At 66.4% G+C, this 14,692-nt stretch carries 15 protein-coding genes and 1 tRNA gene; 7 read left to right on the top strand and 9 right to left on the bottom strand.

Annotated elements, in window-relative coordinates; translation table 11 throughout:
• Positions 1 to 11: 11 nt before the first annotated feature.
• Positions 12 to 671, top strand: coding sequence for a transcriptional repressor LexA (lexA, locus tag ABC347_RS00080; RefSeq protein WP_413243761.1), 660 nt, complete (start codon positions 12 to 14; stop codon positions 669 to 671).
• Positions 672 to 830: 159 nt separating this feature from the next.
• The gene (locus tag ABC347_RS00075; RefSeq protein WP_413243760.1) at positions 831 to 1,742 is read left to right on the top strand and encodes a PEPxxWA-CTERM sorting domain-containing protein; all 912 of its coding nucleotides are present in this window, start codon (positions 831 to 833) and stop codon (positions 1,740 to 1,742) included.
• Positions 1,743 to 1,911: 169 nt separating this feature from the next.
• Here ABC347_RS00075 and ABC347_RS00070 read toward each other — a convergent pair.
• Positions 1,912 to 1,997 (bottom strand) — tRNA-Tyr (locus ABC347_RS00070).
• 115 nt (positions 1,998 to 2,112) lie between these two features.
• Here ABC347_RS00070 and ABC347_RS00065 point away from each other — a divergent pair.
• Positions 2,113 to 3,729, top strand: coding sequence for a M20/M25/M40 family metallo-hydrolase (locus ABC347_RS00065; protein ID WP_413243759.1), 1,617 nt, complete (start codon positions 2,113 to 2,115; stop codon positions 3,727 to 3,729).
• Positions 3,729 to 4,490 (top strand): TrmH family RNA methyltransferase, encoded by a 762-nt coding sequence (locus ABC347_RS00060; RefSeq protein ID WP_413243758.1) that lies wholly within the window; start codon positions 3,729 to 3,731, stop codon positions 4,488 to 4,490. Before ABC347_RS00065 ends, ABC347_RS00060 begins: the two co-directional genes overlap by 1 nt.
• A 144-nt stretch (positions 4,491 to 4,634) precedes the next feature.
• On the opposite strand, the gene ABC347_RS00055 is transcribed toward ABC347_RS00060, so the two are convergent.
• On the bottom strand, positions 4,635 to 4,952 hold the full coding sequence (locus ABC347_RS00055) for a 2Fe-2S iron-sulfur cluster-binding protein (RefSeq protein WP_413243757.1): 318 nt from the start codon (positions 4,950 to 4,952) through the stop codon (positions 4,635 to 4,637).
• A 64-nt stretch (positions 4,953 to 5,016) separates the two neighbouring features.
• Here ABC347_RS00055 and ABC347_RS00050 point away from each other — a divergent pair, with 64 nt between their 5' ends.
• Together ABC347_RS00050 and eda are read left to right on the top strand one after the other, a co-directional pair.
• On the top strand, positions 5,017 to 5,661 hold the full coding sequence (locus ABC347_RS00050; protein ID WP_413243756.1) for a DNA-3-methyladenine glycosylase family protein: 645 nt from the start codon (positions 5,017 to 5,019) through the stop codon (positions 5,659 to 5,661).
• A 63-nt stretch (positions 5,662 to 5,724) separates the two neighbouring features.
• Positions 5,725 to 6,339: a bifunctional 4-hydroxy-2-oxoglutarate aldolase/2-dehydro-3-deoxy-phosphogluconate aldolase gene (gene eda, locus ABC347_RS00045; RefSeq protein ID WP_413243755.1), complete on the top strand. Its 615-nt coding sequence runs from the start codon at positions 5,725 to 5,727 to the stop codon at positions 6,337 to 6,339.
• 34 nt (positions 6,340 to 6,373) lie between these two features.
• Here eda and ABC347_RS00040 read toward each other — a convergent pair whose 3' ends face one another.
• The 7 genes from ABC347_RS00040 to ABC347_RS00010 form a co-directional block, all read right to left on the bottom strand.
• Complete coding sequence (locus tag ABC347_RS00040) at positions 6,374 to 7,102, bottom strand: metallophosphoesterase family protein (protein ID WP_413243754.1); 729 nt, start codon at positions 7,100 to 7,102, stop codon at positions 6,374 to 6,376.
• A gap of 37 nt (positions 7,103 to 7,139) precedes the next feature.
• The gene (gene phhA, locus ABC347_RS00035; protein ID WP_413243753.1) at positions 7,140 to 8,006 is read right to left on the bottom strand and encodes a phenylalanine 4-monooxygenase; all 867 of its coding nucleotides are present in this window, start codon (positions 8,004 to 8,006) and stop codon (positions 7,140 to 7,142) included.
• Positions 8,007 to 8,041: 35 nt separating this feature from the next.
• Positions 8,042 to 9,922 (bottom strand): CHASE3 domain-containing protein, encoded by a 1,881-nt coding sequence (locus ABC347_RS00030; protein ID WP_413243752.1) that lies wholly within the window; start codon positions 9,920 to 9,922, stop codon positions 8,042 to 8,044.
• A 40-nt stretch (positions 9,923 to 9,962) separates the two neighbouring features.
• Positions 9,963 to 12,074 carry an NAD-dependent DNA ligase LigA gene (gene ligA, locus ABC347_RS00025; RefSeq protein WP_413243751.1) on the bottom strand — a complete coding sequence of 704 codons (2,112 nt, stop codon included), beginning with the start codon at positions 12,072 to 12,074 and terminating at the stop codon, positions 9,963 to 9,965.
• A gap of 68 nt (positions 12,075 to 12,142) precedes the next feature.
• On the bottom strand, positions 12,143 to 12,919 hold the full coding sequence (locus tag ABC347_RS00020; protein ID WP_413243750.1) for a sulfite exporter TauE/SafE family protein: 777 nt from the start codon (positions 12,917 to 12,919) through the stop codon (positions 12,143 to 12,145).
• Between the two features lie 7 nt (positions 12,920 to 12,926).
• Positions 12,927 to 13,445: a rhodanese-like domain-containing protein gene (locus tag ABC347_RS00015; RefSeq protein WP_413243749.1), complete on the bottom strand. Its 519-nt coding sequence runs from the start codon at positions 13,443 to 13,445 to the stop codon at positions 12,927 to 12,929.
• A 4-nt stretch (positions 13,446 to 13,449) separates the two neighbouring features.
• A complete protein-coding gene (locus tag ABC347_RS00010) occupies positions 13,450 to 13,767 on the bottom strand; it encodes an ArsR/SmtB family transcription factor (protein WP_413243748.1) in 318 nt (105 codons plus the stop codon).
• Between the two features lie 68 nt (positions 13,768 to 13,835).
• On the opposite strand from ABC347_RS00010, the gene ABC347_RS00005 reads away from it, so the two are divergent.
• Positions 13,836 to 14,692, top strand: an 857-nt coding sequence (locus ABC347_RS00005; protein WP_413243747.1) for an MBL fold metallo-hydrolase, incomplete at its 3' end; no start/stop codon positions are given.

Genomic DNA, 14,692 nt, shown 5'->3' with positions numbered 1-14,692 from the left:
GGAGCCGTGCGATGCTGACCAAGAAGCAACATGAACTGCTGTGCTTCATCCATGATCGCCTTGGGCAGACGGGCGTGTCGCCTTCGTTCGAGGAGATGAAGGAGGCGCTCGAACTCAAGTCGAAGTCCGGCGTCCACCGCCTGATCAGCGCGCTCGAGGAACGCAGCTTCATCCGTCGCCTGCCCAACCGCGCTCGCGCTTTGGAAATCCTGCGCATGCCCGATCTGGCGAAGCCGGCACCCGCCAAGGCGGCCGTGCGTGCGCCCACCCCGGTATTACAGCCGGCCAACGACGTTCTGGAAATTCCGCTGCACGGCCGGATCGCGGCCGGTGTGCCGATCGAGGCGTTGGAAGGACAGTCGATGCTGTCGGTGCCGGCCGCGCTGCTTGGGCCCGGCGAACATTATGCGCTGGAAGTATCCGGCGATTCGATGGTCGATGCGGGCATTCTCGATGGTGACTATGCGCTCGTCCGCCGCACCGACGCCGCGCGCGAGGGCGAGATCGTCGTCGCATTGATCGACGACAATGAGGCGACGCTCAAATATTTCCGCCGCGAAGGCAGCATGGTCCGCCTCGATCCCGCGAACCGGCTCTACGATCCGCAGCGTTATGCGCCCGATCAGGTGCGTGTGCAGGGTCGGCTCGCAGGTCTGCTGCGCCGTTACTGATTACCGGAAGTCCGTTTCGTCTGCGTGACGATTAAGATCATGTGCCGAAACGGATCGATCTGTTTCGGACAAGATTTGTTACCATATTAACCACATCGCTTGTCTTTACCTGTTGTTTACCAACTGGTAGCGGGCGCCTCTCAACAGGGAGGATGTCTCGTGAATAAACTCATGTTGCTGGCTTCGGCCGGCCTGTTCTTCGTTGCGCCTGCGCAAGCTACGACCGTCTACAACACCAGCCTGCCCGATCTGAACGACACCCGCGGCGATGGCGTCGCCACCACCACGACCGATGCCACTGGCACCCGCACCACCGTCGCCGGCTCGCCCGGCGGCGCCAATCGCGTGTCCGCCCCGATCACGGCGAACAGCTGGATCCAGGCCAATGTCGGCAGCGAAGGCACGGTCGGCATCACCACCGATTATGCACGCAGCGGCAATGGATCGGCCTATTTCTCGACCGTGAACGACGGTAGCAAGGCTGACCTTCAATATTACTTCGCCGGCCTGACGACCGGTGCGTCGCTCGCCTCGCTGACTTCGGTTTCCTACGATTTCTTCCGCGATGCCAGCTCGACCACTAACCCGAACTTCGCGGGCGTATTGCGGCTCGATATTGCCAAGGACGGGGCCTTCGCCGGATCGCTGGTGTTCGAGAATGTCTATCAGACGCAGCAGGCCGCGCCGACCGATAGCTGGACCACGCTGACCGCGTCGCTCGACAGCGGCATCTTCTGGGCGACCAGCACAGCGCTCGGCCCCAACTTCGCCAACGCCAATGGCGGTCAGAAGACCCTGCAGGCCTGGATCGACGACAATGCCGGTGCCAACCTTACCGTCTATGGCCTGAGCCTGGGCGTGGGCAGCGGCTGGGGTGACGGCCAGAGCTTCACCGGCGCGATCGACAATGTGTCGCTGCAGTTCGCAGGCGGCCCGGAGATCTCGGCCAATTTCGAGGTTGCTGCTGCCGCGGTGCCCGAACCCGCTGCCTGGGCACTGATGATCGGCGGCTTCGGCCTGGTTGGTGGCACCCTGCGCCGCCGCAGCATCCGGGATCTCGCCGCCGCCTGATCGCGACGGGCTCGACGATCGAAGAGGCCTGTCGCGGCGACGCGGCAGGCCTTTTCCATTTGCGCGGCCGGTCGGTCACGAAAGTGCAGGGGCGGTGCCACAACATCGTCCGCAGATAGGGTGGATACCCGGCTCGGCCAGGAAGGCTGGAGCATCGCGCCGGCGGGGGTGGTGGACAGGGCTGGATTCGAACCAGCGTACGCTTTCACGGGCAGATTTACAGTCTGCTGCCTTTAACCACTCGGCCACCTGTCCGGACCCGGACCCGCCGACGCGAAGGCGCGCTCAATGACGAATGGCGCAGAGCCTGTCAACGCTTCCCCCGCATCGCGCGCACGGCTAAGTCGATCGCCTGCCAATCGGAGTTGCCATGCCGTTCGTCTCTCGCCTCGCCCTGCCGCTCATGCTGCTCGCCCCCGCCGCGATCGCCGCGCCCGTTGCCGATCCGGTGCCCGCGCGCATCCTCGATGAAGGGCTCAACCGCAGCCAGGTGATGCAGACCGCAGCGCACCTGACCGACAATATCGGTGGCCGGATGACAAACTCGCCGCAGATGCGCGAAGCCGAACGCTGGACCCAGTCACGCTTCACCGAAATGGGGCTCAGCAACGTCCGCAAGCAGGGCTTCCGGTTCGGGCGCGGCTGGTCCATCGAACGATCCAGCGTGCGCATGGTGACGCCGCGGCCTTCCACGCTGACTGCGATCCCGATCGCCTGGACCCCGGCGACCGATGGCGCGCTGGCCGGCGAGGTTATTGTGGCGCCGCTGCGGCGCGAGCGCGACTTCGCCAAGTGGCGCGGCAAGCTGGCCGGCAAGATCGTGATGATCACGCTGCCCGATGCCGCTGCCGATGCGAAGGACGTGCCGTTCCAGCGACTGAGCGGGGAGGAACTGGGCAAGCTCGACGAGTTCGAGCAGCCCGTCTACCAGCCCGAGACGCTGGAACGCACCCTGCGCCGGATCCGCTTCCCAGCCCAGCTCGACGCATTCCTGAAGGCTGAAGGCGCGCGCGCCTGGGTGCGCAAGTCTCGCCGCAACGGTGGCCTGGTGCATGGCGAGGGCAGCGGCTTCGCCATCGGCGAGACCCCCGCCCTGCCCGGCATCGAGTTGGCGGCCGAGGATTACCGGCTGCTGGCGCGGCTGGCCAAGGCCGGCGCCGCCCCGACGATCGAGATCGTAAGCGATGTGCGCTTCCACGATGAGGATCCGAACGCCTACAACATCCTCGCCGATCTGCCGGGCAGCGACGCGAAGGCCGGCTATGTGATGGCCGGTGCCCATCTCGACAGCTGGGTGGCCGGCGACGGCGCGACGGACAATGCCGCCGGTAGCGCGGTGGTGATGGAGGCCGCGCGGATCCTGAAGTCGCTGGGCGTCCGCCCGCGTCGCACGATCCGTTTCGCGCTCTGGTCGGGCGAGGAACAGGGCATTCTCGGCAGCCTGGCCTATGTGGAGGACAATTTCGTGAGCTTCCCGGCAATCCCGGGTGCGGAGACGATGTCGGCGCGCGAGCGCAACGCCCGGTTGAGCAACGCATGGCCGCTCACGCCAAAACCAGGTTATCGCGATCTCGCCGCCTATTTCAATCTGGACAACGGATCAGGCCGGATCCGCGGTATCCATGCCGAAAACAATCCTGCCGCGATGCCGATCTTCCGCGAATGGCTGGCGCCGTTCGCCAGCATGGGGGCAGACACGGTTGCGATCCAGAAGACCGGCGGCACCGACCATGTCTACATGCAGCATGTCGGCCTGCCGGGCTTCCAGTTCATCCAGGATCCGCTGGATTACGAGAGCACCACCCATCATTCCAACGCCGACAGCTATGATCATCTGCGTGGCGACGATCTGCGCCAGGCATCGGTGATCATGGCGACGATGCTTTGGAAGGCGGCCAACGCCCCCGATCCGCTGCCGCGTCCCCCGCTGCCCAGCAAGCCTGCGCCGACCGATCCGTTCGCCTATCCCGACGACAGCGACGACTGATGGCACGCCGCGGACATCGCCCATCGGTGGCGCCATCCAACCGGCCGCGTTTCTGGGGCCGCCACGCCGTGATCGCGGCGCTCGCCAATCCGGAACGCACAGTGCGCCGGATGTGGGGTACGCGCGAGGCGCTGGCCGGGCTGGCGCTCGATCCGAACGTACCCGTTACTTATGCCGATGTCGCCGATCTCGGCCGCATGGTGCCGGCCGATGCCCCGCATCAGGGGCTGGTGATCGAGGTCGATCCGCTCGAGGATATCTGGCTCGGCGATCTGCTCGAACGCGGCCAGGGCGAATCCGATCGCCGTCCGCTGATCGTGCTGGATCAGGTGACCGATCCGCACAATGTCGGTGCCGTGCTCAGGTCCGCGGTGGCGTTCGACGCGCTGGGGATCATTACGCAGGATCGCCATTCCCCGCCCGAATCCGGTGCGCTGGCGCGTTCCGCCTCGGGTGCGCTCGAAGCGATGCCTTGGGTGCGCGTCGTCAACCTGGCCCGGTCGTTGGGCGAGATCGCGGAAGCCGGCTTCTGGCGGATCGGGCTGACCGGCCATGCCACGCGCACGCTGGGCGAGGCGCTGGGCCCGCCGCGCGTGGCGCTGGTGCTGGGTGCCGAGGGCGAAGGCATGCGCGCCAACACCGAGGCGCATTGCGACGAGTTGGCGAAACTCCCGATCAGCCCGCGCGTGGAAAGCCTGAACATCTCGAACGCCGCTGCGATCGCGCTCTACGCGGTGGCGACGCACAGCCCGGCAGACTGAGGGGACGGCACAGGAACGCATCCCCCGCCCGCGTTGGGCTTGTCGAAGGACCGTCCTTCTCGTCGCGAAACGGAAGATCGGCCTCTCGACAGGCTCAAGGCAAACGGATCGAACAGCAAAACGGCAGCCGCCCCAGCGGCCCGATCAATCCTCGGGCGCGATCGTTACCTTAAGGCCATCCAGCGCATCGCTGAACGGGATCTGGCACGATAGCCGCGATTGTTCGTCGCGATGGTCCGAACTGTCGAGCAGATCGTTCTCGTCCTCGCTCATCGCCGGCAGCAGATCCAGGAACGCCGGGTCGACCTTCACATGGCAGGTCGCGCAGGAACAGCAGCCGCCGCACAGCGCCAGCAGCTCGTCGATGCCGCCGTCGCGGATCACTTCCATCACCGACAGGCCGGCATCGCCTTCAAGCACCTGTTCCTCACCCTCGCGGGTCGTGACGATCAGCTTCGGCATGGGGCTCCCTCTCTCCGGTCAAGCGGGCTATGTCGGCCAGCCGGCTCGAAATCAAGGGATATGCATGGTCACCACTGCCGCCGAACTGCGCCGATCGCTCGATGCGCTCGCCACGATCGAACCGGGCTTCGCAGCCGGGCTGGAACGGGTCGGCTATCCCGATCCACGGGTGAGTGCGCGCGGCCATGCCACGCTGCTGCGCACGATCGTGGGCCAGCAGGTATCGGTCGCATCGGCCGCGTCCGTCTGGCGCAAGCTGGAGACAGCCCTGGGCGATGGCGTACCCGTCGCCGCGCTCGATGCCGCCACGCCCGAATTGCTGCGCGAGGCGGGCCTGTCGCGCCAGAAGTCCGGCTATGCCCAGAGCCTGGCGCGGCTGATCGCCTCGGGTGAGCTCGATCTGGCGCACCTGCCCGCCGACGACGATGAGGCGATCGCCGCTCTCACCCAGATCAAGGGCATCGGCCGCTGGTCGGCCGAAATCTATTTACTGTTCGCGGAAGGGCGCGCCGATATCTGGCCGGCGGGTGATCTCGCGGTGCAGATCGAGACCGGGCTGCTGCTTGGCCTGCTCGATCGCCCGAGCGAGAAGCAGACCCGAGCGCTGGCGGAGGCGTGGCGGCCGCATCGCGGCGCTGCGGCCGTCTTCACCTGGCACCATTACGGGCTGCGCAACAGACGGACGAAGGGCGATGCGGCGCCCGTCTAACCTGCGCAAAGACTATCGCGCGCGGCGGGCGGACGGTAGGAAGCCGGCCAAGGAGACGCCCAAATGCCGACGATCACAGAGCTGATGCAGAAAGCGCCCGTCATCCCGGTGCTGGTGATCGACCGGATCGAGGATGCCCGCCCGATCGCGGAGGCGCTGGTGGCCGGCGGCCTGCCGCTGTTGGAAGTCACGCTGCGTACGCCTGCCGCGCTGGATGCGATCCGCGCGATGAAAGCGGTGCCCGGCGCGATCGTGGGCGCCGGCACGGTGTTGAACAAAGATGGGCTGGAACACGCGATCGATGCCGGCGCGGACTTCATCGTCAGCCCCGGCCTGACCAAGAAGCTCGGCAAGGCCGCGATCGCAAGCGGCATGCCGTTCCTTCCCGGCATATCCAACGCCGCGGACATCATGCTGGGCCTGGATCTCGGGCTCGACCGGTTCAAGTTCTTTCCGGCGGAAACATCGGGCGGTCGCAAGGCGCTGGCTGCATTCGCGGCGGTGTTCCGTGACGTGCGCTTCTGCCCGACGGGCGGCATCACTGCCGAAACCGCGCCGGGCTGGCTTTCCGATCCGCATGTGCTGTGCGTCGGCGGCAGCTGGCTGGTGGGCAGCGGCCCGATCGACCCCGCGGCGATCGAGGCGCGCGCGCGGGACGCGGCGGGGTTTGCCCGCTAGATCATTCCTATCCCATCGGGATGGGTTCAGGCTTTCACGCCATCTCTCGCGTCGCCACGCTGATCGCGCCGTCCGCGATCCGCAACTCGTTGAACGAGGGCCGCGTCGCGCGAACGCGTTCCGAAAGCGTACCTGCGCCGATCAGCCGCACATTTGCGTCGCCGATGCGGTGGGGAACGTCGAACGCGTCGTGGACATGGCCGGACAGCACCGCATCTGCGCCGGCCTCGGCCAGCAGGGCCAGTGCTGCTTCGCCGCGGCGGGTGCGGCCTTCGCTTTCCAGCCCCTGGTCGACCAGCGGGTGGTGGCACGCCACAATCGCGACATGATCGGGCGGGCAGCGCCGCAGCCGAGCCAGCGCAGCCTTCAGGCTGCGGCGGTTCACGATCCCGAACGACCAGTTCAGCCGCCACTGTGCGCGCGCGGTCGTGCGCAGCGGCACCAGCCAGATCCCCTTGATATCGAGCGGCTTCTCCAGCGCGCGCTCGACCCGCTTGTAGCGCTTGTAGGGGGAGAAGATTCGCGCGATCGGGTTGAAATAGGGCAGGTCGTGATTGCCCGGTTCGATCGACAGCGGCACGCCCAATCCGCGCAGCCACGTGGTGGCCGCCTCATATTCGGCCGATCGTGCCCGCATCGTGAGATCACCGGTCACGATCACCGCATCGGGCCGCTCCTGCCGCACCGTCCGTGCGAACCAGTCGAGCGCAGCCTCGTCCGCGCGGCCGAAATGCAGGTCGGAAACATGGAACAGCCTGGTCATCGCGCGACAATGATCGGCCGTTCGGCGCGGTTCCGCGTCAGCCGGCGGCGGCCTTGTCCAGCGCATAGGCCTGGGTGCCGCGCGTGATCACGCGGTCCTCGTCCAGGATCACGCCGGGCGGGATATCGGCCAGCGCATCGAGTTCGGCGTAGAGCGGCGCGAAATCGGTTTCGACCGTCGCCTTCAGCAACGCCTCGAAGCTGTCGATCACAAAATAATTCTGCTGATAGTCGTCGATCCGATACTTCGTGCGCATCACGCGCTGCAAATCGAACCCGATCCGGTGGGGGCTGTCGCTATCCAGCGCGAACCGGCTTTCGCCATGGCTGGAGACGATCCCCGATCCATAGATGCGCAAGCCGCCATCTTCCTGCACCAGTCCGAATTCGACCGTGTACCAGTACAGCCGGGCCAGCTTGTGCAGCGCGCCGAACCCCAGCGAGCGCAGCCCCCCCTGGCCATAGGCCTGCGCATAATCGGCGAACACCGGATCGGCCAGCATCGGCACATGGCCGAACACATCGTGGAATATGTCCGGTTCCTGCAGATAATCCAGCTGGTCACGACGGCGGATGAAATTGCCCGCGACAAAGCGCCGATTGGCGAGATGATCGAAAAACACCGCATCGGGCACCAGCCCCGGCACCGCCACCACCTGCCATCCCGTCGCCGCGTGCAGCCGCTCGTTCAGTTCGGCGAAGTCGGGAATGCCCGGCTTCGACAGCCGCAGCACGTCCAGCCCAGCCAGCCAGCGGCGCGATGCGCGGCCGGGCAGCTGTGCAGCCTGCCGCGCGAACAGCATGTCCCAGACGGCATGATCCTCGGCCGAGAAGCGATCCCAGTGCTGCGGCACCGTCCAGTCGGCGGCGGCACCATCCGGGGGAGAGGCGGAATTGGTATCCATCGATACCAGTTAGCAAAGATCGGGCACGAGGGAAATCAATTGGGCCGGTTGGCGCCGCGTCCGTCCAGCACTTCGCGTACCTTGCGGGCGAGTTGCGCGATGGTGAACGGCTTGGGCAGGAAGGCGACGCCAGCGTCCAGCATGCCGTTATGCACCACGGCGTTGCGGGTATAGCCGGTCGTATAGAGAACCCGCAGTCCCGGCCGCTCGTGCAGCGCAGCGTCGGCCAGGCGACGGCCGTCCATCTCGGGCATCACGACATCGGTGAACAGCAACGCGATCGAGGGCTGCTCGCGAAGCAGGATCAACGCTTCGGCACCGCTGCCGGCCGAGATCGCGGTGTAGCCGAGCTCGCGTAGCGCATCGACCGAGAAATGGCGCACGCGCTGCTCGTCCTCCACCACCAGGATGATCTCGTCGGCACGGCCCTCGGGCAGCGCCATATCGTCGCTCCCGGCGATGCGATCCTCGGGCAGTGGCCCGCTGAAGCGCGGCAGATACAGCTTCAGCGTGGTGCCGCGCCCGGGTTCCGAATAGATCGAGACATGCCCGCCGGACTGCTTGACGAAGCCGAACACCTGGCTCAGCCCCAACCCGGTCCCCTTGCCGATCGCCTTGGTGGTGAAGAACGGATCGAATGCGCGCTCGATCGTATCGGCGCTCATGCCCTGGCCACTGTCGGTGACGCTGATCAGCGCGTATTGGCCGGGTATCACATCCTGGTGGGCGCGCGCATAATCGTCGTCGAGATGGGCGTTGGCGGTCTCGATCGTCAGCCGGCCACCTTCGGGCATCGCATCACGCGCGTTGACCGCCAGGTTCAGCAGCGCATTTTCCAGCATGCCGGGATCGGCGAAGGTGCGCCAGAGCCCGCCTGCCAGGACCGTTTCGACAGAGATCGCCTCGCCCAGCGTCCGGCGCAGCAATTCCGACATGCCAGCCACCAGCCGATTGGGATCGAGCGCGACCGGCGCCAGCGGCGATTGGCGCGAGAAGGCCAGTAGCCGCGCCGTCAGCGCCGCTGCGCGCTCGGCCCCGTCACGGGCATTGGCCAGGCACCGGTCGACCTTTTCGGCATCGTTGCGGCGGCGCATCGCCATGTCCAGGCTGCCGATGATGATCGCCAGCATATTGTTGAAATCATGCGCGATCCCGCCGGTCAGCTGGCCGATCGATTCCATCTTCTGCATCTGGCGCAGCTGCGCCTCGGCCTTCTCGCGACCGTCCATCTCGGCCTGGGTCGCGATCGCCGCTAGCCGCGCTTCGTCGCGCGCGCGCTCCAGCTCGACGAACCGGCCCTGCGCATCCTTCACCGTCACATAGGCAACTGCGATCACCAGCACGAGTGCGGCGGCCAGCCCCACGCCGACCGCACCGACGAGCCACCGCGTCTCGGCCACGCGGATCGCCAGCAGCCGCTCCTCTTCCTTCAGCATCGCATCCACCGCCTCGCGGACCGCTGTCATCAGCTGCTTGCCGCGCCCGGTCTCGATCATGGTCAGCGCCGCCTGACGATCCTGCCCCTGCATCGCGGCGACCCCGGAATCGGCGAAAGCGATCTTCTGGCGGACGAGCGGGGTCAGCCGGTCGAGGTTCGCGCGCTGCACCGGATTGTCAGAGATCAGCTGGCGCAGATCATCCAGATCGGATTGAACGCCGGTGCGGGCACGCTCCAGATCCGCGACATATTCCGCGTTCCCGGCGATCAGATAGCCACGATGCGCTGACTCGATCGCACGCACCCGCTCCACCGCGCGGGTGACCGACAGCTCAACTTCGATCGTGTGGCGCACCAGCGCGCTCGCCTCGTCCTGTGCGCGAATCAGCCAAATTGCGGCAAGTACGGCAAGGATGACCATCGCCAGGCCGGCGACGGGAAAGATCGGGAAGCGACGATCGCCAAAGGCCGATGGCATGCTCGAGACTTGGCCGGAACCGCGGCGCGACGCAAGCGGATCAGCCAGCGGTGGATACGATCTCCGCCCACTGCGCCTCGTCGATCACGGAAATGCCCAGATCGGCTGCCTTTTTTAGCTTCGAGCCCGCACCAGGCCCGGCCACGACGAGGTCCGTTTTCGCTGAAACCGATCCTGCCACCTTGGCGCCCAGCGCCTCTGCCTGCGCCTTCGCCTCGTCGCGCGACAGCGTCTCCAACGTGCCGGTGAACACGACCGTCTTGCCGCTGACGGACGAGGCGCGCGTCTCGTGGATCACGTCGGCCGGGCGCAGCTGGCCGAGCAGATCGGCGACCACTGCCTGGTTGTGCGGCTCGGCAAAGAAGTCGACCAGCGCCAGCGCCACCTCGGGCCCCACCCCCGGCGTCTCGACGATCGCGGCCAGTTCCTTCGCCAGCCGGGCGAGCTGCTTGTCCTCGCCTTCCCCCACTGCGGGCACGAACGCCGCCTGCGCCGCCAGCGCACGATCGATCACCGCCTGGAAGCCATCCCAGCTGCGATAGCGCCGCGCCAGATCGCGGGCGGTCACCTCGCCGACATGGCGGATGCCGAGCGCGAACAGAAAACGATCGAGCGGCGGCGCACGCTTATCGTCGATCGCACGGATCAGGTTGGCGGCCGAAACCTCAGCCCAGCGCTCGCGCGCCAGCAGCGTCTCCTTCGTCAGCCGGAAGATGTCGGGCGGCGACTGGACGAGCCCGTCCCTGAAGAAGCTTTCGATATGGACGAGGCCGAGCCCTTCGATGTCGAGCGCATGGCGCGACACGAAATGGCGCAGCCGCTCCACCCGCTGAGCCGGGCAGATCAGCCCGCCCGTGCAGCGATAATCGACCTCGCCCGGTGCCCGATCCGCCGCCGATCCGCATTCGGGGCAGACATGCGGGAAGGTATAGGCCGGGCGATCCTCGTCACGGGTCAGGTTCTCGACAATCTGCGGGATCACGTCGCCCGCGCGCTGGAGGACGACGCGGTCGCCGGGCCGCGCGCCCAGCCGCTCGATCTCGTCGGCATTGTGCAGCGTGGCGTTGGTCACCACCACGCCGCCGACCGTGACCGGCGTCAGCCGTGCGACCGGGGTCAGCTTGCCGGTGCGGCCGACCTGGATGTCGATCCGCTCCAGCACGGTCTGCGCGCGCTCGGCCGGGAATTTGTGCGCCAGCGCCCAGCGCGGCGCCCGCGCCACCTGCCCCAGCCGGGCCTGCCAGTCGAGCCGATCGACCTTGTAGACCACGCCATCGATATCGAACGGCAGATCGGCGCGCGCCGCTTCGATCGCGCGATAATGGGCGAGCGCGGCCGCCACCGTCTCCACCCGCGCAAAGAGGTCCGCCACCGGCAGGCCCCAGCCCGCGATCGCGGCCATCATCCCCGCCTGGCTGTCGGCCGGCAGCGTATCCGCCTCACCCCAGCCATGCGCCAGGAAGCGCAACGGGCGATCGGCGGTGACGGCGGCATCCTTCTGCCGCAGCGATCCGGCCGCCGCATTGCGCGGGTTGGCGAACTGGCGCGCCTTCGCCGGATCTTCCGCCTCTGCCAGCAGCCGGGCGTTGAGCGCGGCGAAATCGGCCTTCGCCATATAGATTTCGCCGCGCACCTCGAACACGCCTGCCACCGGGATCGTCGCGGGGATATCGGCGATGGTGCGGACATTGGGCGTCACATCCTCACCCACCGCGCCATCGCCGCGGGTCAGCGCGCGCACCAGGGTGCCACCCTCGTAGCGCAGCGAGCAGGACAGGCCGTCGATCTTGGGCTCCGCGGTCAGCGCCACGGGTTCGTCCGCTGCCAGCTTCAGGAAGCGCCGCACGCGATCGACGAACTCGATCACCTCCTCGTCCGAAAATGCGTTGTCCAGGCTCAGCATCGGCCGCGCATGCGCGACCTTGGCGAGCGGCGAGGACGGCGCGTGCCCGACCGTGCGGCTGGGCGAATCGGCGCGCACCAGATCGGGATGCGCGGCCTCCAGATCGGCATTGCGCCGGCGCAGCGCATCATAGTCCGCATCCGAAATCTCGGGCGCATCGCCATCATGATACAACCGATCATGCCGCGCGATCTCCGCGGCGAGCCAGGCGAGTTCAGCGGCAGGATCGGCAAGGCGCGGTGCGGTCATGCGCGATGGATTAGCGCGGGCCTAGGCGCGAGGGAACCGGGTGGATCGATGGTGTGAAACGGCGCGACTCAGATGGATGACGCAGTGATGTACGCCCCGATCGCGATCACCACAGCGGCAAATCCGCGTTCGAACAGACGCTTTCGAGCACCGAGAACCTTTCCCAGTGCGATACCGATGATTGCACCGATGATGCCACCCATGACCAGCAACACGGTCATGCGCCAATCCACCAGACCCGACAGGGCATACGAGGTTGCAGTCGTCAGTCCAAGCGCACTGACGACGACCAGCGACGTGCCGATCGCAAACGGCAGCGGCATGGCAGTCGCCAAGATCAGCCCCGGGACGATCAGGAATCCGCCCCCGATCCCGAAGAATCCGGCGGCAAGCCCCACGCCCAGCCCGATCGGAACGAGCCGCGGTAGCAGCGTAGCGGCGCTTTCACGGGTCAGCCGCACGTCGGGTGCTTCCGCGATACGGCGCTTGCGCAGCATCGTCAGACCGACACCCATCATCAAGGCCCCGAACAGGAAGAGCAACCGCTTGCCGTCGAACGCCTTGCCCAACTCTGCTCCAAGCGCCGCGCCTATCATGCCCGAAACCGCAAACACGCCGGCGCACCGCCACTTCACACGGCCAGCGCGGGCATGGCCGATCAAACTGGCGAGCCCGTTAACAGTCACGGCGACAGCGGCCGTCCCGATCGCGGCGTGCGGCGAACCGATCCCGACGACATAGATCAGGAGCGGCACGGCAAGAATCGACCCGCCCCCACCCACCAGACCCAGGATCAGGCCGATCACACCGCCTGATGCGAGCGCGACGGGGATAGTGGCGTCCATGCTCGCTTCAGGCGACCGCGCGTCGATTCCACGGCATGAGCTGCAGCAAGTTGGCCATACCGCACCACCCCGTCACACCGGCGAACATCAACCCTGCGCCGACGAAGGCGGAAAGGCCGAAGAAACCAGGCGCGACGAACATGCCCAGCAGCACGCCGAGCAGCACCAGCACGCCGGCGGCGATCTGGACCTGCCGCATGATCTCAAGCGGCTGCGATCGATCGGCGATGATGGGTTGCCCGGCCGTTCGCCACGCATCCAAACCACCCCCAAGGATGTAGGCTGGGGCGCCGCCCGCTGCTGCGCCAAGTGGAGCCGCATTGGTAGCAGTGCGCATTCCCGACTTGCAGTGAAAGACGACCGGGCGGCCGTCGCGCGGCAGGTCGCCGATCCGGTCGAGCGGCACGTTCAGCGCGCCGGGGATGCGCTCGCGCGCATGCTCGTCGGCACCGCGAATGTCGATCAGCCGCGCACCGGCATCGATCGCTGCTCGGGTGTCGGCGGGGGAAAGGGTCGCAAGCGTCATCGCATCAATCCTTGCAATAGAGCTGGTAGAGGGTGGCGAGCAGCGTTTCGACGCGCGGGTCGGCAATGGCGTACCAGAGCGTCTGGCTCTCTCGCCGGTAGGTGACGAGGCCCTCGTTGCGCATCTTCGCGAGGTGCTGCGAGCAAGCCGACTGCGACAGGCCGACATCGCGCGCCAGATCACCGACCGTTACCTCGCCATGCTCGACCAGCTTGCACAGCAGCATCAGCCGGCGCGCATTGCTAATCGCCTTCAGCGTGTCGGCCACCTGTCCGGCCTTCGCTTCGAATGTCGGCAGGTCCATCGGCGATTTAAGCATCATCGCTACTCCATTAGATATTGCTTATATAGCATTGCCTAATATATTAGCAAGTGCTAACGGAGGAAATGATGACTGAGCCCTTCATCGAGGCGTTCTTCGACGAACCGACGAACACGATCAGCTACCTCGTCGGCGATCCCACGACGCGGACCGCGGCGGTGATCGATCCGGTGCTCGACTTCGACATGGCGAGCGGCGTCGCCGATACGCGCTCGGCCGAGCGTATCATCGCCTTCGCCCGCGAGCAGAACTGGCGGATCGCGATCGTGCTGGAAACGCATGCCCATGCCGATCACCTGTCGGCAGCACCCTTTATCAAGGCGCACACCAGCGCTTGTATCGGGATCGGTGCGCATATTCGCGACGTTCAGAAAATCTTTCGCCCCGTGTTCGCGATGGACGACCTGCGGACGGACGGATCGGATTTCGACCGGCTGTTCTACGATGGCGACCGCTTCGCGATCGGCGGACTGCAAGTCGATGTCCTGCACGTCCCCGGCCACACGCCGGCCGATGTCGCTTATCTAATTGGCGATGCGGCCTTCGTTGGCGATACCCTATTCATGCCTGATTATGGCACCGCCCGTGCCGACTTCCCAGGCGGAGACGCGCGTACGCTCTATCGATCGATCCGCCGGCTACTCGCTCTGCCCGACGAGACGCGGCTGTTCCTATGCCACGACTACAAGGCTCCAGGTCGCGACGATTATCGCTGGGAGACGACGGTGGGTGAGCAGCGACGATCGAGCGTCCACGTCCACGACGGCGTAAGCGAGGACGAGTTCGTCGCCATGCGCGAGCAGCGCGATGCCGGACTTTCCGTGCCCAAACTCCTGCTGCCGTCGATCCAGGTCAACATTCGCGCGGGCCATTTCAATGAGGCCGAAGCGAACGGTGTCACTTACCTTCGTATCCCGGTGAAGTG

It is taken from the genome of Sphingomonas canaveralia, from assembly GCF_047238125.1.
Classification (GTDB): domain Bacteria; phylum Pseudomonadota; class Alphaproteobacteria; order Sphingomonadales; family Sphingomonadaceae; genus JBDFMH01.
This window is presented reverse-complemented; position numbering and strand designations above follow the sequence as displayed.